Genomic DNA, 26773 nt, shown 5'->3' with positions numbered 1-26773 from the left:
GCTTCAAGCAAGGTCAGCCTTAGTTGCCCGCAGCCAGGCGATGCCGAGGAAGGGAAGCACCAGCGGGACGAATCCGTAGCCCTGCCCGAAGTGCGACCAGATCGTCTGCGTCTCCCCCAGGCCCGAGACCGCGTAGCTCAGCGCGCCGACGCCCAGGACGCCGACCGCCTCGATGACGACCGAGACCGACGCGACCCGCCACGCGGTCCGCGTGCCGACCAGGAGACAGGCCGTGGCGACGACGTACAGGACCGCGGCGAGGGCGGAGAGGAGGTAGCCGACCGGGGCGGAGCCGAAGTCCGTGGCGATCTGGACGCTGGAGCGGCCGACGGCGGCGACCACGAACACGCCGTACAGGAAGATCAGGGCGCGGCCCCACCCGCTGCGCATCGCGTGGTGGCTGCGGGACTGCTCAGGCATGGGCCCCGTGCCAGATCGACCACAGGCGCGCCTGCAGGGCGGCGACGGTGAGGACGGCGACCAGGAGCACGGCCGTCCCGGCGCGGGTGCGCTCGGCGAGCGACCAGAAGGCCCCGATCGGCGCGGCGAGGCACACGCCGACCAGGTAGGAGAAGAACAGGATCCCGGAGACCGCGCGGTCCGTCGTACCGAACGCGATCGCGCCCCAGACCAGCTGGACGAGCAGGGCGGTCTCGAGCACGGCGAGGATCACGAACATGCCGTCCTCGACCGGTCGGTCCCGCGTGATGTGCACCAGCGCGATGACGGCGGCGACCGCACAGATGGCGAGGATCACGCCGGAGACCACGGGGTTCACGGGCCCAAGGTTAGGGCTGGGAGGCGCACCCTAGACTCCCCGGGTGCCTGCTAGCTCCTCTCCCGCCGTGGTGGTCGACGGCCTGGTGATGAGGTACGGCGACAAGACCGCCGTCGACGGCCTCTCCCTCGCCGTGGAGACCGGCACGATCACCGCGGTCCTCGGGCCCAACGGCGCCGGGAAGACCACGACCCTCGAGACCTGCGAGGGCTACCGCCGCCCTCACGGCGGCTCCGTGCGGGTGCTCGGCCTGGATCCCGTCCACGAGCGGCGCGACCTGCTCCCCCGCATCGGTGTGATGCTGCAGGGCCAGGGTGCCTGGTCGGGCGTCAAGGCCGTCGAGATGCTGCGGCACGTCGCCCGGCTGCACGCCCACCCGCTGCCGGTGGACGAGCTGGTCGAACGGCTCTCGCTGCACGAGTGCGGGCGTACGCCGTACCGCCGGCTCTCCGGGGGCCAGCAACAGCGGCTCGGGCTGGCGATGGCGCTGGTCGGGCGCCCCGAGCTGGTCTTCGTCGACGAGCCGACGGCGGGCATGGACCCGGCCGCCCGGCGTACGACCTGGGAGCTGTTGACCGAGCTGCGAGCCTCGGGCGTGACCGTCGTCCTCACCACGCACTACCTGGAGGAGGCCGAGCGGCTCGCCGACCAGGTGCACATCATCGACCGCGGCCGGCTCGTGGCGTCCGGGACCGTCGAGGAGCTCACCCGCGGGACCTCCGCCACCGTGCGCATGGTCGTCGACCGCGAGCTGGGAGCACCTGCCGAGGCCGCGCTGCGCTCGGCGGTCGACGCCTGGAGCGCCGAGCACGGTGTCGGGCTGGAGTCGATGAGCTTCGCCTCCCGCACGCTCGAGGACGTCTTCCTGGAGCTCACCGGGCGGGCGCTGCGGGAGGGGACGCATGAGTGACTTCACCCCGCGCCCCGGCGCGGCGCCGCTGCGGCGGCAGGTCCTGGCCCAGGCGTCCATGGAGTCGCGGCTGATGCTGCGCAACGGCGAGCAGCTGCTGATCGCCGTGGTGATCCCGGTGATCGTGCTGGTCGGCGGCGTCACCGGTGGGGCGCGGCTCAAGCTGCACGAGTCCCGCCCGCTGGTGGACATCTTCACCCCCGGCGTGCTCGCGCTCGCGATCATGTCGACGGCCTTCACCTCGCTCGCGATCGCGACCGGCTTCGAGCGGCGCTACGGCGTGATCAAGCGCCTCGGCGCCTCTCCCCTGCCGCGGCTCGGGCTGCTGGCCGGCAAGGTGCTCGCGCTCGTCATGGTCGAGATCCTCCAGATCGTGGTGATCGGCGGGGTCGGGCTCGCGCTCGGATGGTCGCCGACCGTGTGCCTCGCGGGCGTCGCGGGCTTCCTGCTGACGGCGGTGCTCGGCACGGCGGCCTTCGCGTCGCTGGGGCTGTTCGTGGCCGGTGTGCTGCGCGCGGAGGCCACCCTCGCCGCCGCCAACCTGATCTACCTGCTGCTGATGGCCGGCGGCGCCGTCGTACTGCCCGCGTCGACGTACGGCGGCTACGGGCACGTCGCCCGCTTCCTGCCCTCCGGCGCCATCGGCGAGGCCATGCGGCGCGCCTTCTGGGACGGCCGGGTGGCCTGGTCCGAGCTGGCCGTGCTCCTGGTCTGGGCGATCGTGGGCTCCACCCTGACTGCGAGGACGTTCAAGTGGGAGTGATCCACAACCTGGTCGGCGGCGTGCAGACGAGGCTGGAGCGCCACGCGCGCGCCGCTGCGTGGGCGACCCTCGTCGTGAACATGGCCATCGTGGTCACCGGTGGCCTGGTGCGCCTGACCGGCTCGGGACTCGGCTGCCCCACCTGGCCGCAGTGCCAGTCCGGCTCGCTCGTCCCGCACGGCTCGATCAGCATCCACAAGGCGATCGAGTTCAGCAACCGCATGGTGACCCCGATCATCACCATCGCCGTCCTGGCCGCGCTCATCGCGGTCTGGCGGATGGCCCAGCGGCGCTACGCCCTGTGGATCCTGGCGGGGGTCGCCGCTCAGGCGGTCCTCGGTGGCATCACGGTACGCATCGAGCTCAACCCGTGGATCGTCTCGGCACACCTCATCGTCTCGATGATCATGATCGCCGCCTCCGCGGCGCTCGTGATCAGTCTCTACGAGGCACTCCCGCGCCCGGACCTCCTCGCCGTGGCGCAGTTCGCCGCGACGTTCCTGGTGATCACGTTGGGCACGGTGGTCACCGGCGCCGGTCCGCACGCGGGCGACGAGCACGTGAAGCGCAACGGGCTCTCCGCGCTGCAGACCGCCCAGCTCCACGCGGACGCGGTCTTCCTGCTCTGCGGTCTCACGATCGCCCTGGTCGTCGTACGCCGCACGAGGGCGACCTCCGCCCTGCTGGCCGCCGTCGTCGTCAACGGTGCGATCGGCTTCGTCCAGTACTTCACCCACCTCCCCATCGCACTCGTCGCCGTCCACATGCTCGGCGCGACGCTCGTGATGGCCGCCTCCACCTGGGTGCTGCTGGACACGCCCCGGCGCTCCACCACCTAGCCGAAACCCGCCTTCTGGCTCGCCCAAACCCGCCTTCTGGCTCGCCCAGACCGGGGTTCTGGTCGTCCGACACCCGTCTCGAGCCCCACGCGTCCCGGCCGGGACCGGAATCGGTCCACAAGCGTCGGTGCGACGGCAGTCATCCACAGTCCTCATCCACAGGGATCGCGACGGCGACGCCGGCACCCGACCGTTGGTCCATGGAGCAACTACCCATCGGCCCGTTCACGCAGCAGATGGCCGAGCAGCACGGCCTGACGCGCCACCGCCTGCGATCGTTGGTCACCGATGGCGCGGTCCGACGCGTGCTGACCGACGTGTACGTCGCCGCCACCACCGCCGACACGATCGATCTGCGTGTCGCTGCGGCCACGCTGGTGATCGACCCGGGCCACGTGGCCGTCGATCGCACGGCCGCCTACCTCCACGGCATCGACAGCTACGTCTACGCCGAGACGGCGGTGCTGCCTCCCGTCGAGACGTGCGCCCTGCGGGGCAACCACCCCACCGAGCGCGTGGGCATCGCGGCCGGAACGCGCACCCTGGCCGCAGCAGACGTCATGGTCCTCGGCGGAGTCCGGGTCACGACCCCGCTGCGGACGGCGCTCGACCTCGGCTGCCGGCTGCACAGCCGCGACGCGATGGCGTGCATGAACGGGTTCGCCCGCGACCACGGCGTGGACGCAGCCGCGCTGTCGGTCGAGCTGCCTCGGTTCCGCGGGCGCCGAGGTGTGCGGCAGCTGCGCCAGCTCGTCCCGTACGTCGACGCGCGGCTCGAATCGACCCGCGAGTCCTGGGTTTGGCTCGAGATCTGCCGCTCAGGCCTCCCGCGACCGGTCCCGCAGTACTGGATCGAGGTCGGTGGGCGTCCGACGTACCGCCTGGACTTCGCCTATCCCCACCACCGGGTCGCCGTCGAGTACGACGGAGCGCACCACCTCGATCCGCAGCAGGCGGTGCACGACCACGAGCGTCTCACCTGGCTCCGTGACGCCGGGTGGACCGTCATCGTGGTCCGGGCCGGGGACTTCACCGGACTTCGGGTCGACAGCTGGCTCGGTCGGGTGCGCCAGGCACTCGCGGACCGTCCGACGAACCTTCGCTGGTGACGCCATCCGGGTCTCGCGGCGCCAGAGCCCGGGTCTCGAGGCGCCAGAGCCCGGGTCTCGGGTCAGCGGATGAGGGGGTCGATCGCGACGGCGACGAAGAGCAGCGAGAGGTAGAGGTTGCTGCTGTGGAACAGGTGCATCGGCTGGATCCGCGAGAGATCCTCGGTGCCACTGGTCCGCGCCAGCATCCGGTGGGCCTGGACCAGGAAGGCGGCGCCCAGCACCCCGGCGGCCGCGGGGTAGAACCAGCCGGTGTGGGCGATCGGCCACAGCGCCAGCGAGACCGCGACCATCACCCACGAGTAGGCCACGATCTGCCAGGCGACGTTCCGCGCGGAGCGGACCACCGGCAGCATCGGCACGTCGACGTTGGCGTAGTCCTCGCGGTAGCGCAGGGCGAGGGCCCAGGTGTGCGGCGGCGTCCAGAAGAAGACGACCAGGAACAGCACGATCGGGGCCCAGTCGAGCCGGTCGGTGACCGCGGTCCAGCCGATGAGGGCCGGGAAGCAGCCCGCGATCCCGCCCCAGACGATGTTCTGGGTGGTCCGGCGCTTGAGCAGCATCGTGTAGACGAAGACGTAGAACGCGTTGGCGCCGACCGAGAGGACCGCCGAGAGCGGGTTCACCCACAGCGCGAGCACGACGGTCGACAGCACCCCGAGCACGGCCCCGAAGAGCAGCGCGGAGCCCGGCGTCACGATGTGTCGCGGCAGCGCCCGGCGACGGGTACGACGCATCTGCTCGTCGATGTCGCGGTCGTAGACGCAGTTGAACACCGACGCCGAGCCGGCCGACAGCGTGCCGCCGATGACGGTGGCGACGACGAGCCCGAGCGAGGGCACCCCGCGGGCCGCGAAGAACATCACCGGCACGGTGGTCAGGAGCAGCAGCTCGATGACGCGCGGCTTGGTGAGGCCGACGTACGCCATCACGATGTCGCGCAGCCCGGCCCGCTCGCCGGTGGCGACCGCGCCGTTGACTCCACGGACGAGCCTGCGGTCGCCCAGATCGGGGCGCGCTGGATCGACTGCGGTCACAGCGAGCGAGTGTAGCCGTGTTCATCGCTCGTTCAGCCTTCGAGGCCCTGTTGGGTTCCCCACGCCGGTGCCGCTTCGCGGCTTGCTCCCTCGCTCGCGGCCAGAGCCGGGCTCGTTCCTCGCCCGCTCTGTCGCTCGCTCCGGTCGCCTGGATAGGGTCGTAGTCATGAGCGCGAAGCTGGACTGGACCGACCTCGACAAGCGGGCGGTCGACACCGCCCGAGTGCTGGCGATGGATGCCGTGCAGAAGGTCGGGAACGGCCATCCGGGGACGGCGATGAGTCTGGCGCCGGCGGCGTACCTGCTGTTCCAGAAGGTGATGCGCCACGACCCGGCCGATCCGAGCTGGATCGGCCGCGACCGGTTCGTGCTCTCGTGCGGCCACAGCTCCATCACGCTCTACAACCAGCTCTACCTCGGCGGCTTCGGCCTCGAGCTCTCCGACATCAAGGCGCTGCGGACCTGGGGCAGCAAGACCCCCGGCCACCCGGAGTACGGGCACACCGCCGGCGTCGAGGTCACCACCGGCCCGCTCGGCCAGGGCGTCGCGAACGCGGTCGGCATGGCGATGGCCGCCCGCCGCGAGCGCGGGCTGCTCGACCCGGACGCGCCGGCCGGCGAGTCGCTGTTCGACCACCACATCTACGCCCTCTGCTCCGACGGCGACCTGGAGGAGGGCGTCTCCAGCGAGGCCTCCTCGATCGCCGGCACCCAGGAGCTCGGCAACCTGACCCTGATCTACGACTGCAACCGCATCTCGATCGAGGGCGACACCGACGTCGCGTTCAACGAGGACGTCGCCAAGCGCTACGAGGCCTACGGCTGGCACGTGCAGGTCGTGGACTGGACCGACAACGGCAAGGCGTACGACGGCGGCGACTACCACGAGGACGTGCCCGCCCTCTACGACGCGATCGTCAAGGCCGGCGAGGTCACCGACAAGCCGTCGCTGATCGTGCTGCACACGGTCATCGCCTGGCCCGCCCCGCACGCCCAGAACACCGAGGCCGCGCACGGCAGCGCGCTGGGCGCCGACGAGGTCGCCGCGACCAAGAAGGTGCTCGGCTTCGACCCCGACCAGACCTTCGAGGTCCCGCCGGAGGTCCTCGCCCACACGCGCGGCCTGGTCGAGCGCGGCAAGCAGTTCGGCGCCGAGTGGGACGCGAAGTACGCCGAGTGGTCGGCCGCCAACCCCGAGGCCGACAAGCTCCTCCATCGGATGAAGGAGCGCGCGCTGCCCGAGGGGCTCGCGGACGCGCTCCCGGTCTTCGACGCCGACCCGAAGGGCATCGCGACCCGCGCGGCCTCCGGCCAGGTCATCAACGCGATCGCACCGGTCATGCCCGAGCTGTGGGGCGGGTCGGCGGACCTCGCCGGCTCCAACAACACCACCATCAAGGGCGCGCCGTCGTTCATCCCCGCCGACCGCTCGACCGGCGAGTGGAAGGGCGACCCGCTGCACGGCCGGGTGCTGCACTTCGGCATCCGCGAGCACGGCATGGGCGCGATCATGAACGGCATCGCGCTGCACGGCGGCACGCGTGTCTTCGGCGGCACCTTCCTGCAGTTCTCCGACTACATGCGGGGCGCGGTCCGGGTCGGTGCCCTGATGGGCGCCCCCGTCATCCACGTGTGGACCCACGACTCCATCGGTCTCGGCGAGGACGGCCCGACCCACCAGCCGATCGAGCACGTCGCCGCGCTGCGGGCGATGCCCGGCCTCGACGTGGTCCGGCCCGCCGACGCCAACGAGACCTCGGCCGCGTGGGGCGCCGTACTGGCCCACACCGACCGGCCGGCCGCGCTCATCCTGAGCCGGCAGAACCTGCCCACGTTCCCCCGCGGGACCGAGGGCTTCGCGACCACCGAGAACGTCGCCAAGGGCGGCTACGTCCTCATCGACGCCGACGGCGGCGAGCCCGACGTCGTGCTCATCGCCACCGGCTCCGAGGTCCAGCTCGCCGTGACCGCGCGCGAGCAGCTCAAGGCCGAGGGCATCAACGCCCGGGTCGTGTCGATGCCGTGCGTGGAGTGGTTCGAGGCGCAGACCCAGGCCTACCGCGACACCGTCATCCCGCCGATCGTCAAGGCGCGGGTGTCGGTGGAGGCGGGCGTGAAGCAGGGCTGGCGCGAGTACGTCGGCGACTGCGGCCGGATCGTCAGCATCGACCACTGGGGCGCGAGCGCGGACGCGGCCACGCTGTTCCGCGAGTTCGGGTTCACCCCCGAGGCGGTGGCGGCGGCGGCCCGCGACAGCATCAACGTCGCCAACGACTTCGGCAAGTAGCCCGACGTACCGTGGATGGCAACCGAGACAACGGAGGATCTGATGAGTGACCGGCTCAAGGCCCTGAGCGCCGCGGGCGTGTCCATCTGGCTGGACGACCTGTCCCGTGAGCGCATCGAGACCGGCAACCTCGCCGACCTCGTCAGCAACAGCTCGGTCGTCGGCGTGACGACCAACCCGACGATCTTCGCCGGGGCGATCTCCAACGGCCAGCGGTACGACGCGCAGGTCCGCGAGCTCGTCGCCGCCGGCAAGAACGTCGACGAGGTGATCTTCGCGCTCACCACCGAGGACGTCCGCAACGCGTGCGACATCCTCGCGCCGGTCGCGGCCGCCACGAAGGCCGACGGCCGCGTCTCGATCGAGGTCGAGCCGACCCTGGCCAACGACACCGACGCGACCATCGCCTCGGCCAAGGCGCTCTGGGCAGCGGTGGACCGCCCGAACGCGCTGATCAAGATCCCCGCGACCCTCGAGGGCCTCCCGGCGATCACGGCCGTCATCGCGGAGGGGATCTCGGTCAACGTCACCCTGATCTTCTCCGTCGAGCGCCACCGCGCGGTGATGGACGCCTACCTGACCGGGCTGGAGCAGGCCGCGGCCAAGGGCATCGACCTCTCCACCATCCAGTCGGTCGCGTCCTTCTTCGTCTCCCGCGTGGACACCGAGATCGACGCCCGGCTCGAGAAGATCGGCACGGACGAGGCCCTCGCCGCGCGTGGCAAGGCCGCCGTCGCCAACGCGATCCTGGCCTACGCCGCCTTCGAGGAGGTCTCCGCCTCCGAGCGCTGGCAGGCCCTCGCCGCGCAGGGTGCCCACCCGCAACGCCCGCTGTGGGCGTCCACGGGCGTCAAGAACCCTGACTACCCCGACACCATGTACGTCGCCGACCTGGTCGTCGCCGACACCGTGAACACCATGCCGGAGAAGACCATGCAGGCCTTCGCCGACCACGGCGAGGTCGAGGGCGACGTCGTCAGCGGCCGTGCGGCCCAGGCGCAGGACGTCTTCGACGGCATCGCCGCCCTGGGCGTGGACCTCCCGGACGTGTTCCGGGTCCTCGAGACCGAGGGCGTCGACAAGTTCAAGGGCTCCTGGACCGAGCTCGTCGAGACGGTCAAGGGCCAGATGGACGGCGCCGCCTCGTGAGCCAGCCGCCCGTCGACGCCACGACGACGGCCCCCTGGCAGGCGTTGCGCGGGTACGCCGACGGCTTCCGCCCGGACCTGCGCGGCTGGTTCGCGGAGGACCCGGAGCGCGTCGAGCGGATGACGCTCGACGCGGGCGACCTCCATGTCGACCTGTCCAAGGGCCTGGTCACCCACGACATCCTCGGCACGCTCGTGGAGCTCGCGGGCGCGGTCGGCCTGGTCGAGCGGCGTGACGCGATGTTCCGCGGCGAGCGGATCAACGTCACCGAGAACCGCTCGGTCCTGCACACCGCCCTGCGGCTGCCCGCCGACGCGACCCTGGTCGTCAACGGCAAGAACGTCGTGGACGACGTGCATGCCGCGCTCGAGCACATGTACGCGTTCGCGTCCCAGATCCGCTCCGGCGAGTGGAAGGGCGTGACCGGCCGCCGGATCAAGACGGTCGTCAACATCGGCATCGGCGGCTCCGACCTCGGCCCGGTGATGGCCTACGAGGCCCTGGCGGCGTACCGCCACGGTGACCTGGAGTGCCGGTTCATCAGCAACATCGACCCGACCGACGCGGCGCGCAAGCTCGCCGACCTGGACCCGGCGACCACGCTGTTCATCGTCTCCAGCAAGACCTTCAGCACCCTCGAGACGCTCACCAACGCGCGGCTGTGCCGGGCCTGGCTGCTGAGCAACCTCCGCGCGCGGGGGATGTTCGACGGCGAGGACAACGTGGCGGTGTCGCGGCACTTCGTCGCCGTGTCGACGGCGCTCGACAAGGTCGCCGAGTTCGGCATCGACCCGGCCAACGCGTTCGGGTTCTGGGACTGGGTGGGCGGGCGCTACTCGGTGGACTCCACGATCGGCACCTCGCTGGCGATCGCGATCGGGCACGACCGGTTCGCCGAGTTCCTCGGCGGCATGCACCTGATGGACGAGCACTTCCGCACGGCCCCGATCGAGCGCAACGTGCCGGCGCTGATGGGCCTGCTGAACGTCTGGTACCGCAACTTCCTCGGCGCGGGCACCCACGCGGTGCTCCCCTACGCGCAGCTGCTGCACCGGTTCCCGGCGTACCTCCAGCAGCTCACGATGGAGTCCAACGGCAAGTCGGTGCGCTGGGACGGTTCGCCGGTGACGTCCAAGACCGGCGAGGTGTTCTGGGGCGAGCCGGGCACCAACGGACAGCACGCGTTCTACCAGCTCCTGCACCAGGGCACCGACCTGGTGCCGGCCGACTTCATCGCGTTCGCCACGCCCGCCTACGCGCTGCGCGACGGCGACACCGACGTGCACGAGCTGTTCCTGTCCAACTTCTTCGCGCAGACCCAGGCGCTCGCCTTCGGGAAGACGCCCGACGAGGTCCGCGCGGAGGGTACGCCGGAGAAGATCGTCGCGGCCCGGGTCTTCCCCGGCAACCGGCCGACGACCTCGATCATGGCGCCGGCCCTCACCCCGTCGGTCCTCGGGCAGCTGATCGCGCTCTACGAGCACATCACCTTCACCGAGGGCGCGATCTGGGGCATCGACAGCTTCGACCAGTGGGGCGTCGAGCTCGGCAAGCAGCTCGCGCTGCAGATCGCGCCCGCGGTCGGCGGTGACCGCACGGCGCTGGGCAAGCAGGACGCGTCGACGCAGGCACTCATCGACTACTACCAGCAGCACCGGAGCTCCTGATGGACAGCACGACCCCCCGGATCGAGGTGCACCCCGACGCCGGTGCCCTCGCCACGACGATCGCAGGTGAGCTGGTCAGCCGGCTCGCCGACGCCCAGGCGGCGGGTGTGGTCCCGGCCGTGTGCCTGACCGGCGGCAGCATCGCGGACGCCGTGCACCGCGAGATCGCCCGCCTCGGCGCGGACTCCGGCGTGGACTGGAATGTCGTCGACTTCTGGTGGGGCGACGAGAGGTACGTCGAGCTCGACTCCCCCGACCGGCTCTCGACCGCAGCGCGCGCGGCGTTCCTCGGCCCGCTGGGTGTGCCCGAGGACCGGATCCACGAATATCCCACGCCGTCGTCGTCGGAGTCCGTCGACGAGGCCGCGCGGACCTACGGCGACGAGCTGCGCCAGTCGTCCGCGCACGAGTTCCTGGTGACCATGCTCGGCGTCGGTCCCGACGGCCACATCGCGTCGCTGTTCCCGGGCTTCCCGCAGCTCACGGCCGAGGGCATCACCGTGGGCGTCACCGGCTCCCCCAAGCCGCCGCCGTTGCGGATGTCGCTGACCTTCCCCGCGCTCGGCCACTCCGCCTCGGTGTGGTTCATGGTCAGCGGCGGGGGCAAGGCGGAGGCCGTGCGGCACGCCCTGGCCGACGAGGGCTCGGTCACCGAGACGCCGGCCCGCGGGGTCCAGGGGACCACCGAGACGATCTGGTTCCTGGACCAGGCAGCCGCCTCGCAGATCTGACCCCTCGCGTCACACGGCGTGCCGGTTCCGGGCGCGCCGACTGTGGATGACGCGCGCTGTCCACAGGCCCGCACCGGGCCGGCCCGGGATGTCGGGGTCGGCGAACAGCATCAGCGGCATGAACAAGCTGTGCCGCCTCCCGCTGCTCCTCGCCCTGCTCGTCTGCCTCGCGCTGGTCCCGACCGGTCGGGCCGACGCCGCCCCACCACCGCTGCCGCCGCCGGTCGCGCGTCAGGTGCTCGGGCCCGGCATGACGACGGAGCCGGGGTTCGTGGGCTACGTGACCGCTGGCGGCGCCGCGCTCGGCATCGCGCGGCTGCCCGACGGCCGCTACGGCATCTGCCTGGACACCGGCCACCGGGTGTGGCCGCGCCACGCGGGGCATGACGCCCGCCGCCACGACCCGCGGGCGGGCTACCTGCTGTCGCGCTACCTGCCGGCCGCGCGGCGTGACCCCGTCACGGCGGCGGCGCTGTGGTGGGCGGTGGGCCTGGACCTCCGGCTGAACTCGGGTCGCGTGCGGATGCGGCGGCACCTGTCCGTCGTACGGCACGAGGACGGAGGGCTGTTCCGCCGCATCCAGCACCGCCACCGGGCGCTGCTCGCCGACCTGCGGGCGCACGCCTCCGCCAGCGGTCGCTACCTCGCCCAGCGTCCGGTCCTCGGCGCAACCAGGGTCATCGGGGTGGCGGTGCGGACGGACTCCGGAGTCGCGGTGCCGGGCGTCGAGGCGACGATCCGGTTGACCGGCGGGACCTTCGACGACGGCAGGCGCACCTGGCGGGGCGCGGCCGCCGGTGGGGGTCCGCGCTGGCAGCGCAGTGGCGGCGGCGCCGTACACCTGCGGGTGCGGTACGCCGCCGTCCCCGCCTCCGGCTACGAGCTGGTGCGCAGCGGCGCCCGCTACCAGCGCGTAGCCGTCGGGGCCGGCGCCGTGGTCCGGACCGCCGGGTCCGCGCTGCCCCCGCTCCCGCGTCCCACGCTGAGGACGACCGTCAGCGTCACCCGATCCACCGTCGGAGCAGTCGTCTCCGACGCGGTCACCGTGAGCGGCTCCCAGGGCGCGACGCTGTCCGGCCATTGGCGGCTGCTCGGGCCGGTCGCGCCCGGCACGTCGGGCTGTGCCGACGCGACCTGGGCCGGTGCGGCGGTCGCGGGCGCGGGCGGCTTCACGACGACCGGCGACGGCACGTACCAGGTCGGGACGACGACGATCCGCGTCGCCGGCTGCTACACCTACGTCGAGCGGCTCGACGCCTCCTCGTCCACCCGTACGACGTCGTGGACCCCACCCGGCGAGACGACCGAGACCGTCCTGGTGCTGGCCCGTCCCGGGGTGAGCACGCAGGTGTCGTCGCGACGGACCGCGGTGGGCGGACCGCTGCACGACGCGGTGACCGTGACGGGCCTTCCGGTCGGCGTCGCGGTCCGCGTGCACTGGCGGCTGGTCGGACCGGTCGCCCCAGTGGGCGACACCTGCGCGGGTGCCGACTGGGCCGGAGCACCGACGTACGCCTCCGGTGAGCTGACGATCTTCGGGGGCGTCAGGACCGTGATCGGCCGGCGGGTCGCACGGCGGGGCGGTTGCTACACCTACCAGGAGCGGCTCGAGGCGACGCGGCTCTCCGTCGCCAGCGCCTGGACCCGGCCCGGCGTCGCGGCCGAGACGGCCGCCGTCACTCCGCGCACCGTGGGCGTGCCGGCGCATCCGTACGTCGACACGGGAGGCTCCCGCAGGGCCGCACGTGGCCTGCGGACCACCGGGACGGCGGCCGGCGTGCGCATCCCCGGGAGCAGCAGTGTCGTCCCGCTGTCGCCCATGGCGTTCCGTGCGGCGACGCTCACTCCCCCGTCGGTCGACGTCGGCGGATGGTGGACCGGTGGGGCGCGCCTCGACGCCCTGGCCGGGACGACGATCGTCGCCGGCCACGTCTCCGACGACCACGACCGCCTCGGCCCGTTCGCCCGGCTCCGGCGTACGCGGGTGGGGGCGGTGGTCGCCACCACCTGGGCCGGGATCACCAGCCGCTGGCGGGTCGTCGCCGTCCGGTCCTATGACCGGCGCCGCCTACCGCGGAGCCTCTTCTCCCAGCACCTGGCGCGGCGCCTGGTCCTCATCACCTGCACCGACGAGGTGACCGGCCCCGGTGGAGCGTTCCACTACCGCCGCAACCTCGTCGTCACCGCCGTGCCACTACGGACGTGAGCGTGCAGAGCAGCAGCCACACACCCCTAGGAACGTCTTGCCGCCAGACCAAGGCCAGACCTACGGAAGCCAACCGCGTGCGCGGCAGCGCGGCGCCGCCGGCGCCGGTTGCGAGGTGCGCGGCACGAGGCGACGCAGGGAGCGCCAGCGACCGGAGGAGCCGAGGGACGCAAGCCGAGCAAGGCGCCGATCAGCGGCGACGCGCTCGCGCCAACAACCGAGTCCTGCCGCCAGACCAAGGCCGGACCTACGGAAGCCAACCGCGTGCGCGGCAGCGCGGCGCCGCCGGCGCCGGTTGCGAGGTGCGCGGCACGAGGCGACGCAGGGAGCGCCAGCGACCGGAGGAGCCGAGGGACGCAAGCCGAGCAAGGCGCCGATCAGCGGCGACGCGCTCGCGCCAATACGACTAGAAGACGATTTCGCCCGACTTGCGGCGCGAGCGCAGCAGCTGGATGGCGTCCTCGAGGATCACCTGGGCCTCCTTGTCGGAGCGACGCTCCTTCACGTAGGCCAGGTGGGTCTTGTAGGGCTCGTTCTTGGTCGGCGGAGGGGCGTTCTCCGAGTCGAGGCCGGCGGGCAGGCCGCACTTGGGGCAGTCCCAGGAGTCGGGGACCGCCGCCTCCACGGAGAACGAGATCACCGTGCGGTGCTCGTTGGCGCAGAAGTAGGTGACCGCCTGCCGCGGCGCAGCCTCGCCACGCTCGGCCTCACCCATCGGACCTGCGCCGACCCGACTACCGCGGATCGCGTTGCCACCACCGGCCAAAGGACTCTCCTCAACTCACGTTCCAGATCCGGCGGCCGTCGGCGCGCCGGAGGTCGATCGGTTCTTACTGGTAGGCCAACAGGAGGCCCAGCGCGATCACACAGGCGAACCAGATGATCCCGATGCCGATCGTGAACCGATCGAGGTTGCGTTCTGCGACCGACGAGCCGCCGAGCGAGCTCGAGACGCCGCCGCCGAACATGTCCGAGAGTCCGCCACCACGGCCCTTGTGCAGCAGCACCAGCATGATCAGCAGGACGCTGCAGATGATGAGCAGGATGGTCAGGAGCGTCGACAACACGGTGGGAATCCTACGTCAGGGATCGGCACGGTCTCGCACCGAGGGTCAGCCGAGAGACGGCATGTCGTAGAACCGGCAGATCCCGCCGAACTCGTCGGCCTGCAGGCTGGCTCCGCCGACGAGGCAGCCGTCGACGTCGGCCTTGGCCATGATGCCGGCGACGTTGGCCGCCTTGACCGAGCCGCCGTACAGGATGCGCACGCTGTCGGCGGCCTCGTCGCCGTACGACTCGCGGACCTGGCCGCGGATGGCCTCGCAGACCTCCTGGGCGTCCTCGGGCGTGGCGACCTCACCGGTGCCGATCGCCCAGACCGGCTCGTAGGCGATGACCAGGCCGGCAACCTGCTTCTTGCTCAGCCCTGCCAGCGAACCCTCGATCTGCGCCATGGTGAAGGGCACCTGCTCGCCCGCTTGGCGCACCTCCAGCCCCTCGCCGACGCACACGATCGGGGTCATGCCCGCACCCAGCGCGGCCTTCGCCTTGGCGGCGACGATCGCGTCGGTCTCGGCGTGGTACTCGCGGCGCTCGGAGTGGCCGACGATGACGTAGGAGCACCCGAGCTTCGCCAGCATCCCGGCGGAGATCTCGCCGGTGTAGGCGCCGCTCTCGTGGGTGGAGACGTCCTGGGCGCCGTACCGCAGCGCGAGCCGGTCACCGTCGATCACGGTCTGGACCGAGCGGATGTCGGTGAACGGCGGGATGACCGCGACCTCGGCCTTGCCGTAGTCGTGGCGCTTGTCCGCCAGCGTGAACGCCAGCTTCTGGACGAGCGCCACGGCCTCGGCGTGGTTGAGGTTCATCTTCCAGTTGCCCGCCATCAGCGGGGTGCGCACGGTCACGGTCAGTCCTCCAGGACGGTGATGCCGGGGAGCTGCTTGCCCTCGAGGTACTCCAGGCTCGCGCCACCGCCGGTCGAGATGTGGCCGAACGCGGCCTCGTCGAACCCGAGCGTGCGGACGGCCGCGGCGGAGTCGCCACCGCCGACGACGGAGAGCCCGTCGGTCTTCGTCAGCGCCTCGGCCACGGCACGGGTGCCCTCGGCGAAGGCGGGCTGCTCGAAGACGCCCATCGGGCCGTTCCAGAAGACGGTCCGCGCGTCGGCCAGCGCGGCGGCGAAGGCCGCGCCCGACTCCGGGCCGATGTCGAGCCCCAGGGCGTCCGCGGGGATCTCGTCGGCGCGCACGACACGGGCCGATGCCTCGTCACCGAAGGCGTCCGCCACGACGATGTCGGTCGGCAGCACGATCTCGACGCCGGTGTCCGCGGCGCGTTGGAGGTACTCCAGGCACGTGGGGATCTGGTCCTCCTCGAGCAGGCTCTTTCCGACCTCGTGGCCCTGGGCCTTGAGGAAGGTGAAGACCATCCCGCCGCCAATGAGCAGCTTGTCGGCCTTGCCGAGCAGGTTGTCGATGACGCCGAGCTTGTCGGAGACCTTCGAGCCGCCCAGCACCACGACGTAGGGCCGCTCGGGGCTCTCGGTGAGCCGGCGCAGGACGTCGATCTCCGCGGCGACGAGGGTGCCCATGGCGTGCGGGAGACGCTGCGCCACGTCGTACACGCTCGCCTGCTTGCGGTGCACGACACCGAAGCCGTCGGAGACGAAGACGTCCGCGAGCCCGGCGAGCCGGTCCGCGAAGGCACCCCGCTCGACGTCGTCCTTGCTGGTCTCGCCGCCGTTGAACCGGACGTTCTCCAGCAGCGCGACCTGGCCGTCGGCCAGGCCCGCGACGACGGTGCGCGCGGACTCGCCGACCGTGTCGGTCGCGAACGCGACCTCGGCACCGAGCAGCTCGCCGAGGCGGGCGGCTACCGGCGCCAGGGAGTACGCCGGGTCGGGCTCACCCTTCGGCCGGCCCAGGTGGGCGGTCACCACCACCCGCGCGCCGGCCGCGGCCAGCTTCTGGATGGTCGGCACGCTGGCGCGGATGCGGCCGTCGTCGGTGATGGTCGTTCCGTCCAGGGGGACGTTGAGGTCGGATCGGACCAGGACCCGCTTGCCGGCGAGGCTGGAGAGGAACGCGTCGTCGAGAACGTTGTAGGTAGGCATCAGGCCGGGAGCGTAGCGCCTACGTGGACCACGAGGTCGGCGAGCCGGTTGGAGTAGCCCCACTCGTTGTCGTACCAGCCGGCGACCTTCACCTGGTCGCCGATCACCTTGGTCAGGGGCGCGTCGAAGATGCAGGACGCGGAGTCGGTGACGATGTCGGAGGAGACGATCGGATCGGTGGAGTACTTCAGGATCCGGCCGTCGGCCGCGGCCCGCACCGCGTCGTTGACCTCCTCGACGCTGGTCTCCCGCGACGCGGTGAACGACAGGTCGGTCAGCGAGCTGGTCGGCGTCGGCACCCGGAGCGCGTAGCCGTCCAGCTTGCCCTTGAGCTCGGGCATGACCAGGCCGATCGCCTTCGCCGCCCCGGTCGACGTGGGCACGATGTTGATCGCGGCGGCGCGGGCGCGGCGCAGGTCCTTGTGGATGTTGTCCTGCAGGTTCTGGTCTGCGGTGTAGGCGTGCACCGTGGTCATCAGGCCGCGCTCGATGCCGATCGCGTCGTGCAGCGCCTTCGCCATCGGGGCCAGGCAGTTGGTGGTGCAGGACGCGTTGGAGATGACCGTGTGCCGCTCCGGGTCGTAGACGTCCTGGTTGACGCCCATGACGATCGTGGCGTCCTCGTTGGTGGCGGGCGCGGAGATGATGACCTTCTTCGCGCCGCCGCCGTCGACGTGCGCGCGCGCCTTGGTCGCGTCGGTGAAGAAGCCGGTCGACTCCACCACCACGTCGACGCCGTGGTCGCCCCACTTCAGCTGCGCGGGATCGCGCTCGGCCATCACCGCGATCTCGGCGTCACCGACGGTGATCGACGCGTCGGTGGCCTTCACGTCGGCGTCCAGGCGCCCCAGGATCGAGTCGTACTTGAGCAGGTGGGCGAGGGTCGCGGTGTCGGTCAGGTCGTTGACCGCCACGATCTCGATGTCGAGTCCGCTCTCCCGCACCGCGCGGAAGAAGTTGCGGCCGATCCGGCCGAATCCGTTGATTCCTACACGCACAGTCACGATCGAGCTCCTCCTGTAGTGGTCAACCCTCGTCGACGAGCATCTCCGGTGTCAGCGAGGCTTCGGTGTCGGGTACCCCGAGCTCCTCGGCCTTCTTGTCCGCCATCGCCAGCAACCGCCGGATGCGGCCCGCGATGGCGTCCTTGGTGAGCGCGGGTTCGTGCAGTTGGCCGAGCTCCTCGAGCGAGGCGTTCTTGTGCTCGAGGCGCAGCGTGCCGGCCAGCTTGAGGTGGTCCGGGACCTCGTCGCCCAGGATCTCCATGGCGCGCTCGACCCGGGCGCCGGCGGTGACCGCGGCGCGCGCCGAGCGGCGCAGGTTGGCGTCGTCGAAGTTCGCGAGCCGGTTGGCGGTCGCCCGGACCTCGCGGCGCATCCGCCGCTCCTCCCAGGCCATCAGCGTCTCGTGGGCACCGAGGCGCGTGAGCAGCTGGCCGATGGCGTCGCCGTCGCGGATGACGACCCGGTCGACGCCGCGGACCTCGCGGGCCTTGGCCTGGATGCCGAGCCGGCGCGAGACACCCACCAGTGCGAGGGCGGCCTCGGAGCCGGGGCAGGTGACCTCGAGCGAGGACGAGCGCCCCGGCTCGGTCAGCGAGCCGTGGGCGAGGAACGCGCCCCGCCAGGCCGCCACGGCGTCGCACGCACCGCCGGAGACGACCGCCGGCGGCAGGCCGCGGACCGGACGGCCACGCTGGTCCAGCAGACCCGTCTGCCGCGCCAGCGCCTCACCGTCGCGCACCACGCGGACGATGTAGCGGCTGCCCTTGCGCAGCCCGTTGCCCTGCACCATCACCACGTCGGAGGACTGGCCGTAGATCTCGGAGATGCCCTTGCGCAGCCGCCGCGCGGCCGCACCGGTGTCCAGCTCGGCCTCGACGACGATCCGGCCGCCCACGATGTGCAGGCCTCCGGCGAAGCGCAGGGTCGAGGCGACCTCGGCCTTGCGACAACACACCTTCGTGACCGGGATCGCCGAGAGCTCCGCCTTCACCTGACCGGTCATTGCCATGGGGACGATCCTCGCATGCGCGTCAACGACCCTCGGACCGGAGTCGTCGCTTTCTCAGCCTCCGGCGAACACACGGGCGTACGTCGCCGCGAGCCGGATGACGTCGTGGCGTGGGCTCCCGTCCTCGGCGGCGATGTCGTCGAGGACGAGTCGGGCGCCGAGGGTGGCCACCATCTGCTCCAGCTCGGCCTGCTGCTCGGCGTCGCTGCCGACGCCCGCCCGGTCGGCGATGACGGTGTCGATGGTGAGGTCCGGCGCGTGCTCGAGGAGTACGCCGAGGTGGTCGGCCGGCCCGAAGCCGCCGGTCTCCCCCGGCTGCTCGGCCAGGTTGAGCACCACGACCAGCCGGGCCGTCGTACGGACCAGGGCGTCGCGCAACTGGGGCACCAGCAGGTGCGGGATGACCGAGGTGAACCAGGATCCCGGCCCGAGCACGGCCCAGTCGGCCTCCTCGATCGCGGTGATGGCGGCGGGGCTGACCTCGGGATCCTTGGGCACGAGGGCGACCGAGGCGATCACGCCGTCGGTGGTCGCCACCTCGACCTGGCCGCGCACGGCCACCAGCGCGTCGGGGTCGTCGGGCACGAGGCCGCGGACCTCGGCGGTGATGTCCATCGGGGTCAGCGCCATGGGCAGCACCCGGCCCTTGGCGCCGAGCAGCCGGCCGACCCAGTCCAGCGCGTCCACGTGGTCACCGAGCAGTTCCCACAGGCCGACGATGAGCAGGTTGCCGACCACGTGGTCGCGCATGTCGCCGTCGCCCGCGAAGCGGTGCTGCAGCAGCCGCGCCCAGGTCGCGCCCCACTCGTCGTCGCCGCAGAGCGCCGCCAGCGCCATCCGCAGGTCGCCGGGCGGCAGCACGTCGAACTGCCCGCGGAGCCGTCCCGACGAGCCGCCGTTGTCGGCGACGGTGACGATGGCCGTCAGCTCGTCGAGGGTCAGGTCGTCGACCAGGTGCCGCAGCGCGCTCAACGAGGCGTGCAGGCCGTGGCCGCCACCGAGCGCGACGACCGCCTGCGCGCGGTCACCGAATGCGAGCTCCGCCACGTCACTCCCGCCCGAGGTCGCGGTGGATGGCGCCGGCGAGGTAGCCCAGGTCCCGCAGCCGCCGGGCGATCTCCTCGCTCATCGCGACGCTGCGGTGCTTGCCGCCCGTGCAGCCGACCGCGACCCGGAAGAACCGCTTGCCCTCGCGCAGGTAGCCCTCGGCGACACCGGTGAGCACAGGGACGTAGCCCTGCAGGAACTCCTCGGCGCCCGGCTGGGACTTCACGAACTCGGCCACGTCGTCGTCCTGGCCGGTGTGATTGCGCAGCTCCGGCACCCAGAACGGGTTGGGCAGGAACCGCATGTCCGCGACGTAGTCGGCGTCGATCGGGATGCCGTACTTGAACCCGAAGCTCACGACCGAGACCCGCAGCCGGGTCGCGTCGTGGGTGCCGAACGCCTCGGCGATGCGGGACGTGAGCTGGTGGATGTTGATGTTGCTGGTGTCGATGACCAGGTCGGCGCCGCTGCGCAGGTCGCTGAGGGCGACCCGCTCCCGGTGGACGCCGTCCAGCAGCCGGCCGCCCTCCTGGAGCGGGTGCGGGCGGCGGGCGGCCTCCTGGCGGCGTACGAGCACCTCGTCACTGGCGTCGAGGTACAGCAGCGTCGTGTCGCGGCCCGCCACGCCCTGGGCGAGGGTGTTGGCGAGGCTCTGGAAGAACGAGCCGGAGCGTACGTCGACCACGACCGCGATCGGCTGGCGCGGGCCCTGGCTCTCGTCCACCAGGCGCACCACCTCGGGCAGCACGCTGGGCGGGAGGTTGTCCACGACGAAGAACCCGAGGTCCTCCAGCTCCTTGGCGGCCGTGCTGCGGCCGGCGCCGGTCATGCCGGTCACGACCACGAGCTGGCCGTGGCCCTGGCCGTCGCCGGGCGGCGGTGCGTCAGTCATGGCTGCCATTCTTCCGGGTCGCGGAGCGCTTCGCGTCGTCGAGCGTCACCGCGTCCTTGATCGCGGCCGCGGTGCGCGGTCCGATGCCCGGCACGATCGCCAGCTCCTCGACGGTCGCGGTGCGGAGCTTCTTGAGGGACCCGAAGTGGCGCAGCAGGGTCTTGCGGCGTACCTCTCCCAGCCCCGGTACGTCGTCCAGCACCGACTCGACCATCGAGGACGACCGCCGGTTGCGGTGGTGGGTGATCGCGAACCGGTGGGCCTCGTCGCGCACCCGCTGCAGCAGGTAGAGGCCCTCCGAGGTGCGGGGCAGGATGACCGGGTCCTCCTCGCCGGGCAGCCACACCTCCTCCAGCCGCTTGGCCAGCCCGCAGACCGGGATGTCGTCGATGCCGAGCTCGTCGAGGGCCCGCTTGGCCGCGGCCACCTGGGGCGCGCCGCCGTCGACGACCACCAGGCCCGGCGCATAGGCGAACTTGCGCGGCCGGCCGGTGTCGGGGTCGACCAGCATCGGCCCCTGCGTCCCGTCGCCGGCACGGAGCTCGGAGTTGGCCTGCTCGTCCAGGAGCCGCTTGAAGCGCCGGGTGATGACCTCGTGCATCGCCTTCACGTCGTCGGACCCGTCCTGGTCCTTGATCACGAACCGGCGGTACTCCCCCTTGCGGGACAGTCCGTCCTCGAACACCACCATCGAGGCCACGATCTCGGTGCCCTGCAGGTGGGAGACGTCGTAGCACTCGATCCGCAGCGGCGCCTCGTCCAGCTCGAGCGCGTCGGCGATCTCGGCCAGGGCCTGGTTGCGGGTGGTCAGGTCGCTGGCCCGCTTGGTCTTGTGGAGGGCGAGGGACTCGTTCGCGTTGCGCGCCACGGTGGCCTGCAGCGCCTTCTTGTCGCCGCGCTGCGGGACCCGGATCTCGACCCGGCTCCCCCGCAGGTCGCCGAGCAGCTGCTCGAAGGTGGCGAGGTCCGGCGGCAGCGCGGGCACCAGGATCTCGCGCGGCACGGCGTCGCGGGCCTCGTCGCGGTCGACCCCGCCGTACAGCTGGAGCAGGAAGGTCTCGACCAGGTCCCCGGTGTCGCCCTCCTCGGTCCGATCGGCGACCCAGCCGCGCTGACCGCGGATCCGGCCGCCGCGCACGTAGAAGATCTGGACCGCGACCTCGAGGGGGTCCTCGGCGAGGGCGATCACGTCGGCGTCGGCGCCGTCGCCGAGCACCACGGCCTGCTTCTCGAGCGCCTTGTGCATCGCGCCGAGGTCGTCACGCAGCCGGGCCGCCTTCTCGAAGTCGAGCGCCTCGGAGGCGGCGTACATCTCCTTCTCGATGCGCCGCGTGAACGCGGCGGTCCGCCCGGCCATGAACTCGCAGAAGTCGTCGACGATCGCGCGGTGGTCCTCGGGGCTGATCTGGCCCACGCACGGCGCCGAGCACTTGTCGATGTAGCCGAGCAGGCATGGCCGCCCGATCTGGCCGGACCGCTTGAAGACGCCGTTGCTGCACGAGCGCATCGGGAAGACGCGAAGCAGGATGTCGACGGTCTCGCGGATCGCCCAGGCGTGGCTGTACGGGCCGAAGTAGCGGGTGCCTCGGCGCTTGGCCCCGCGGCCCACCATCACCCGCGGGAACTCCTCGCCCACCGTCACCGCCAGCCACGGGTAGGACTTGTCGTCGCGGTACTTCACGTTGAACCGCGGGTCGAACTCCTTGATCCAGGAGTACTCCAGCTGCAGCGCCTCGACCTCGGTCTTGACGACCGTCCACTCGACGGTCGCGGCGGTCGTCACCATGGTCGCGGTCCGCGGGTGCAGGTTCGAGACATCCTGGAAGTACGACGTCAGCCGCGCCCGCAGGTTCTTCGCCTTGCCGACGTAGATGACCCGGCCCGACTTGTCGCGCCAGCGGTAGACCCCCGGCTCGGTGGGGATGTCCCCGGTCCGGGGGCGGTTGAGCAGCGGCACGCACCCACCCTACGGAGCGACACGGACACCCGACCCATCGCTCCGCCATGCCGTCGAGAAGACAGGAAATCAAAGTGCACTGGACTAGTGTTGTTCCATGTACTCCGCGGATCCCTACGGCCTGCGGCTGAGCACCTCGCCGGCCGCTGCGGCGGCGTACACCGAAGGCCTGCTGGACGTGCTGCGCCTGCGCACCGGAGCGGTCGACCACTTCGCCGAGGCGATCGCGCACGACCCGGCGTTCGCGCTCGGGCACGCGGCGCTCGCGCTGCTCGGCCACGAGATGGGCGCACCCGTCGACGTGGCGGCGCGCATCTCGCGGGCCCGCGTGCACGCGGGCCGGGCGTGTGACCGCGAGCGCTCGCACATCTACGCCCTCACCTGCTACCTCGAGGGCGAGACCGGGCCGCTGCTGCGGCACGTCCGCGAGTACCCCGGGGACGCCCTGCTGCTCTCGATCGCGGTGCCGACCATCGCGTTCGCGGGAGCCACCGAGGTCCCCGAGCAGGCGTGGGCCATCGTCGAGGGTGCCGCGCCGGCGTACGGCGACGACTGGTGGTACGCCGGGCTGCTGGCCTTCATGCGGCAGGAGCAGTGTCGCTTCGACGAGGCCATGTCCCTCTCGTGCGCCTCGCTCGCCGTGGAGCCCGGCGCGGGCCACTCCGCCCACGCCCGCGCGCACGCCCACTACGAGACCGGCGACCACGAGGCCGGCCTGGCCTGGATGAGCGAGTGGGTCGTGGCCGACGGTGCCCGGACCGAGTCGCTGTCGCACTTCGCCTGGCACGCCGCCATGCACGAGCTGTCGCTGGGCGACCTGGACGCCGTACGTCGCCGCTACCGCAGCCAGCTCGACCCGCACGGCGCGGTCGGCTGCCGGGCGCTGGTCGATGGCGGCTCGCTGCTGTTCCGCTGGGCGCTGACCCCCGAGGCGTGCGACGTACCGGACTTCGGCGAGATCCTCGCCGCCACCCGCCCCGGCACCCTCGAGCAGCCGGCCACGCCCTTCCTCGCGATGCACGCCGCGACGGCCCGGCTCGCGTGTGGGGACGCCGACGCGCTCGACGAGCTCGCGCGGTGGGCATCGATGCACGAGCACCCGACGTTCCGCGAGGTCGTCGCCCCGCTCGGCGAGGCCCTGGCGAGCATGGCGCGCGGCGGCTGCTCCGAGGCGGCCGACCGGTTGGCCCGGCTGGCGCCCCAGGTCTGGCGGCTCGGCGGCTCCGACGCCCAGCGCGAGATCGTCGAGGAGGCACGGATCGCGGCCCTCCTCCGCGCGGAGCGGTGGGACGAGGCGCGGACCGTGCTCGATGCTCGGCTGGACCGGCGCCGCTCCCCGCGCGATGCCCGCTGGCGGGCGACCGTCAGCTCTTGACCCGCTTGGCGCGGGTCTGCTTCGCCTCCCGGCCCTCCAGCAGCGGCTTGAGGAACGCGCCGGTGTGGCTCTCGGGCACCTTCACGATGTCCTCGGGGCTGCCCTGCGCGACCACGGTGCCACCGCGGGAGCCGCCCTCCGGGCCCATGTCGACGATCCAGTCGGCGGTCTTGATGACGTCGAGGTTGTGCTCGATGACCAGGACCGAGTTGCCCTTGTCGACCAGGCTGGACAGCACCCCGAGCAGCTTGCGGATGTCCTCGAAGTGCAGGCCGGTCGTGGGCTCGTCCAGCACGTAGACCGTGCGGCCGGTCGACCGCTTCTGCAGCTCCGCGGCGAGCTTGACGCGCTGCGCCTCGCCGCCGGACAGGGTGGTCGCCGGCTGGCCGAGGCGGACGTAGCCGAGCCCCACCTCGCACAGCGTCTTCATGTGCCGCGCGATCGCGGGGACCGCGGCGAAGAAGTCGGCGGCCTCCTCGATCGGCATGTCCAGCACGTCGGAGATGGTCTTGCCCTTGTAGTGGACCTCCAGCGTCTCGCGGTTGTAGCGGGCGCCGTGGCAGACCTCGCACGGGACGTAGACGTCCGGCAGGAAGTTCATCTCGATCTTGATCGTGCCGTCGCCCGCGCACGCCTCGCAGCGGCCGCCCTTGACGTTGAACGAGAACCGGCCCTGCAGGTAGCCGCGGACCTTCGCCTCGGGGGTCTGGGCGAAGAGCTTGCGAACGTGGTCGAAGACGCCGGTGTACGTCGCCGGGTTGCTCCGCGGCGTCCGCCCGATCGGCGACTGGTCGACGTGGATGACCTTGTCGACGTGCTCCAGCCCGGTGATCTTCTGGTGGCGCCCCGGGATGGTGCGCGCGCCGTAGATCTGCTTGGCCAGCGAGGTGTAGAGGATGTCGTTGACCAGCGTGGACTTGCCGGACCCGGACACGCCCGTCACGGCGACGAACATCCCCAGCGGGAACGCCACGTCGACGTTGCGCAGGTTGTGCTCCTTGGCGCCGATCACCTTGAGCTCGCGGCCGATGGTGCGCGGGCGGCGGACCGCCGGCACGGCGATCTCGCGGCGGCCCGAGAGGTACTGCCCCGTCAGCGAGTCGCGGTGCTCGAGCAGGCCCTGGACCGTGCCGGAGTGGATGACCTGACCGCCGTGCTCGCCGGCGCCCGGACCGATGTCGACGATCCAGTCGGCCACCTTGATGGTGTCCTCGTCGTGCTCGACCACGATCAGGGTGTTGCCGAGGTCCTTGAGCCGGACCAGGGTCTCGATCAGCTTCTGGTTGTCGCGCTGGTGCAGTCCGATGCTGGGCTCGTCGAGCACGTAGAGGACACCGACCAGGCCCGCGCCGATCTGCGTGGCGAGGCGGATGCGCTGCGCCTCACCGCCGGACAGGCTGCCGCTGGGGCGGTCCAGCGACAGGTAGTCGAGGCCGACGTCGAGCAGGAAGTTGAGCCGCTCCTGGATCTCCTTGAGCACCCGCTCGCCGATCTGGCGCTCACGGGCGGTCAGGTCGAGGTTGCGCAGGTAGTCGGCGGCCTCGCTGATCGGCATCGCGCAGACCTCGGCGATGTTCCTGCCCTCCGCGCCGAGGGTCACCGACAGCGACACCGGCTTCAGGCGCGAGCCGCGGCAGGTCGGGCACGGCACCTCGCGCATGAAGCCCTCCATGCGCTCGCGGCTGACGTCGCTCTCGGCCTCGCGGTGGCGACGCTCGACGTACCGCCGCACGCCCTCGAAGTCGGCGTAGTAGGCACGCTCGCGCCCGTAGCGGTTGCGGGTGACGACGTGGACCTTCGTCGGGTGGCCGTCCAGGATCGACTTCTGGGCCTTCGTGGACAGCTTCTCCCACGGGGTGTCGACGTCGAAGCCGATCTCCTCGCCCAGGGCGATGAGCAGCTTGCCGAAGTAGTCGGCCACGTGCGCGTGGCTCCAGGGCTGCAGCGCGCCCTCGGCCAGGGTCGCCGTCGGGTCCGGGACGACCAGCTCGGGGTCGACCTCCATCCGGGTGCCGAGGCCGGTGCAGGCCGGGCACGCGCCGAACGGGCTGTTGAACGAGAACGAGCGCGGCTCGAGGTCGTCGGTGTCGATGGGGTGCTCGTTGGGGCACGCCATCTTCTCGCTGAAGCGCAGCTCCTCGCCGGTGTCGACGAAGTCGAACAGGACCAGCCCGCCGGCCAGGCCCAGGGCCGTCTCCACCGAGTCGGTGAGCCGCCGCTTCGCGGACTCCTTGACCGCGAGCCGGTCGACCACGACCTCGATCGTGTGCTTGAGCTTCTTGTCCAGCGTCGGCGGGTTGTCCAGCGGGTGCAGCTCGCCGTCGACCCGGGCGCGGGAGAAGCCCTGGGACTGCAGCTGGCGGAAGAGGTCGACGTACTCCCCCTTGCGGCCGCGGATCACCGGGGCGAGGACCTGGAACCGGGCCCCCTCCTCGAGGGCGAGGATCCGGTCGACGATCTGCTGCGGCGTCTGCCGCTCGATGGGGGCGCCGCAGGTCGGACAGTGCGGCCGGCCGGCGCGCGCGTAGAGCAGGCGCAGGTAGTCGTAGACCTCGGTGATCGTGCCGACCGTGGAGCGCGGGTTCTTGCTCGTGGACTTCTGGTCGATGGAGACCGCCGGGCTCAGGCCCTCGATGAAGTCGACGTCGGGCTTGTCCATCTGACCCAGGAACTGACGTGCGTACGCCGACAGCGACTCCACGTAGCGCCGCTGGCCCTCGGCGAAGATGGTGTCGAAGGCCAGGCTCGACTTGCCGGACCCGGAGAGACCGGTGAAGACGATGAGGGAGTCACGGGGTAGGTCGATCGAGACGTCCTTGAGGTTGTGCTCACGGGCGCCCCGGATGATCAGCTGGTCCTGCACGCCTGCAAGCCTACGGACGGCCACCGACATCGCCT

The 26773-nt window shown here is 71.7% G+C and carries 23 protein-coding genes; 10 read left to right on the top strand and 13 right to left on the bottom strand.

Annotated elements, in window-relative coordinates; translation table 11 throughout:
- Positions 1–3: 3 nt before the first annotated feature.
- Entirely contained in the window at positions 4–420 is a 417-nt protein-coding gene (locus ACYU8V_RS03710) for a hypothetical protein (RefSeq protein WP_460845245.1), read from the bottom strand.
- Entirely contained in the window at positions 413–778 is a 366-nt protein-coding gene (locus tag ACYU8V_RS03705) for a hypothetical protein (protein ID WP_460845243.1), read from the bottom strand. Before ACYU8V_RS03705 ends, ACYU8V_RS03710 begins: the two co-directional genes overlap by 8 nt.
- A gap of 43 nt (positions 779–821) precedes the next feature.
- On the opposite strand from ACYU8V_RS03705, the gene ACYU8V_RS03700 reads away from it, so the two are divergent.
- The 4 genes from ACYU8V_RS03700 (at position 822) to ACYU8V_RS03685 (ending at position 4399) form a co-directional block, all read left to right on the top strand.
- Entirely contained in the window at positions 822–1688 is an 867-nt protein-coding gene (locus tag ACYU8V_RS03700) for an ABC transporter ATP-binding protein (RefSeq protein ID WP_460845242.1), read from the top strand.
- Positions 1681–2451, top strand: a complete 771-nt coding sequence (locus ACYU8V_RS03695) for an ABC transporter permease (protein WP_460845241.1) — start codon at positions 1681–1683, stop codon at positions 2449–2451. The genes ACYU8V_RS03700 and ACYU8V_RS03695 overlap by 8 nt, the downstream gene beginning before the upstream one ends.
- Positions 2442–3290 carry a COX15/CtaA family protein gene (locus tag ACYU8V_RS03690; RefSeq protein ID WP_460845240.1) on the top strand — a complete coding sequence of 283 codons (849 nt, stop codon included), beginning with the start codon at positions 2442–2444 and terminating at the stop codon, positions 3288–3290. The genes ACYU8V_RS03695 and ACYU8V_RS03690 overlap by 10 nt, the downstream gene beginning before the upstream one ends.
- Positions 3291–3490: 200 nt before the next feature.
- Entirely contained in the window at positions 3491–4399 is a 909-nt protein-coding gene (locus tag ACYU8V_RS03685; RefSeq protein WP_460845238.1) for an endonuclease domain-containing protein, read from the top strand.
- Positions 4400–4461: 62 nt separating this feature from the next.
- On the opposite strand, the gene ACYU8V_RS03680 is transcribed toward ACYU8V_RS03685, so the two are convergent.
- Positions 4462–5406 (bottom strand): heme o synthase, encoded by a 945-nt coding sequence (locus ACYU8V_RS03680; protein WP_460845670.1) that lies wholly within the window; start codon positions 5404–5406, stop codon positions 4462–4464.
- Positions 5407–5602: 196 nt separating this feature from the next.
- Between ACYU8V_RS03680 and tkt the strand changes: the two genes are divergently transcribed.
- The 5 genes from tkt to ACYU8V_RS03655 all read left to right on the top strand — a co-directional run bounded on the left by tkt (position 5603) and on the right by ACYU8V_RS03655 (position 13476).
- Entirely contained in the window at positions 5603–7723 is a 2121-nt protein-coding gene (tkt, locus tag ACYU8V_RS03675; RefSeq protein WP_460845236.1) for a transketolase, read from the top strand.
- Positions 7724–7765: 42 nt separating this feature from the next.
- Positions 7766–8872, top strand: coding sequence for a transaldolase (gene tal / locus ACYU8V_RS03670; protein ID WP_460845235.1), 1107 nt, complete (start codon positions 7766–7768; stop codon positions 8870–8872).
- Entirely contained in the window at positions 8869–10539 is a 1671-nt protein-coding gene (gene pgi, locus ACYU8V_RS03665) for a glucose-6-phosphate isomerase (RefSeq protein ID WP_460845234.1), read from the top strand. Before tal ends, pgi begins: the two co-directional genes overlap by 4 nt.
- Positions 10539–11270, top strand: a complete 732-nt coding sequence (gene pgl, locus ACYU8V_RS03660; RefSeq protein ID WP_460845232.1) for a 6-phosphogluconolactonase — start codon at positions 10539–10541, stop codon at positions 11268–11270. Before pgi ends, pgl begins: the two co-directional genes overlap by 1 nt.
- Before the next feature lie 118 nt (positions 11271–11388).
- Complete coding sequence (locus ACYU8V_RS03655; protein ID WP_460845231.1) at positions 11389–13476, top strand: sortase domain-containing protein; 2088 nt, start codon at positions 11389–11391, stop codon at positions 13474–13476.
- A 406-nt stretch (positions 13477–13882) separates the two neighbouring features.
- Here ACYU8V_RS03655 and ACYU8V_RS03650 read toward each other — a convergent pair whose 3' ends face one another.
- The 9 genes from ACYU8V_RS03650 to uvrC form a co-directional block, all read right to left on the bottom strand.
- Positions 13883–14242, bottom strand: coding sequence for an RNA polymerase-binding protein RbpA (locus ACYU8V_RS03650; protein WP_460845229.1), 360 nt, complete (start codon positions 14240–14242; stop codon positions 13883–13885).
- Between the two features lie 64 nt (positions 14243–14306).
- The gene (secG, locus tag ACYU8V_RS03645) at positions 14307–14540 is read right to left on the bottom strand and encodes a preprotein translocase subunit SecG (protein WP_460792684.1); all 234 of its coding nucleotides are present in this window, start codon (positions 14538–14540) and stop codon (positions 14307–14309) included.
- A 48-nt stretch (positions 14541–14588) separates the two neighbouring features.
- On the bottom strand, positions 14589–15362 hold the full coding sequence (tpiA, locus tag ACYU8V_RS03640; RefSeq protein WP_460845669.1) for a triose-phosphate isomerase: 774 nt from the start codon (positions 15360–15362) through the stop codon (positions 14589–14591).
- Between the two features lie 23 nt (positions 15363–15385).
- Complete coding sequence (locus tag ACYU8V_RS03635; RefSeq protein ID WP_460845228.1) at positions 15386–16591, bottom strand: phosphoglycerate kinase; 1206 nt, start codon at positions 16589–16591, stop codon at positions 15386–15388.
- A complete protein-coding gene (gap, locus tag ACYU8V_RS03630; RefSeq protein WP_460845226.1) occupies positions 16591–17595 on the bottom strand; it encodes a type I glyceraldehyde-3-phosphate dehydrogenase in 1005 nt (334 codons plus the stop codon). Before gap ends, ACYU8V_RS03635 begins: the two co-directional genes overlap by 1 nt.
- A gap of 22 nt (positions 17596–17617) precedes the next feature.
- On the bottom strand, positions 17618–18604 hold the full coding sequence (gene whiA / locus ACYU8V_RS03625; RefSeq protein ID WP_460845225.1) for a DNA-binding protein WhiA: 987 nt from the start codon (positions 18602–18604) through the stop codon (positions 17618–17620).
- A gap of 54 nt (positions 18605–18658) precedes the next feature.
- Positions 18659–19651 carry a gluconeogenesis factor YvcK family protein gene (locus ACYU8V_RS03620; protein ID WP_460845222.1) on the bottom strand — a complete coding sequence of 331 codons (993 nt, stop codon included), beginning with the start codon at positions 19649–19651 and terminating at the stop codon, positions 18659–18661.
- A 1-nt stretch (position 19652) separates the two neighbouring features.
- Positions 19653–20543 carry an RNase adapter RapZ gene (gene rapZ, locus ACYU8V_RS03615; protein WP_460845221.1) on the bottom strand — a complete coding sequence of 297 codons (891 nt, stop codon included), beginning with the start codon at positions 20541–20543 and terminating at the stop codon, positions 19653–19655.
- On the bottom strand, positions 20536–22500 hold the full coding sequence (gene uvrC, locus ACYU8V_RS03610) for an excinuclease ABC subunit UvrC (RefSeq protein WP_460845220.1): 1965 nt from the start codon (positions 22498–22500) through the stop codon (positions 20536–20538). The genes rapZ and uvrC overlap by 8 nt, the downstream gene beginning before the upstream one ends.
- A 97-nt stretch (positions 22501–22597) precedes the next feature.
- Between uvrC and ACYU8V_RS03605 the strand changes: the two genes are divergently transcribed.
- Positions 22598–23875: a tetratricopeptide repeat protein gene (locus tag ACYU8V_RS03605; protein WP_460845219.1), complete on the top strand. Its 1278-nt coding sequence runs from the start codon at positions 22598–22600 to the stop codon at positions 23873–23875.
- Here the strand turns inward: ACYU8V_RS03605 and uvrA are convergent.
- Positions 23865–26738 (bottom strand): excinuclease ABC subunit UvrA, encoded by a 2874-nt coding sequence (gene uvrA, locus ACYU8V_RS03600; RefSeq protein ID WP_460845218.1) that lies wholly within the window; start codon positions 26736–26738, stop codon positions 23865–23867. The two genes, ACYU8V_RS03605 and uvrA, sit on opposite strands and share 11 nt — an antisense overlap.
- Positions 26739–26773 lie beyond the last annotated feature (35 nt).

The sequence above is a fragment of the Nocardioides ultimimeridianus genome (assembly GCF_054777895.1).
This window is presented reverse-complemented; position numbering and strand designations above follow the sequence as displayed.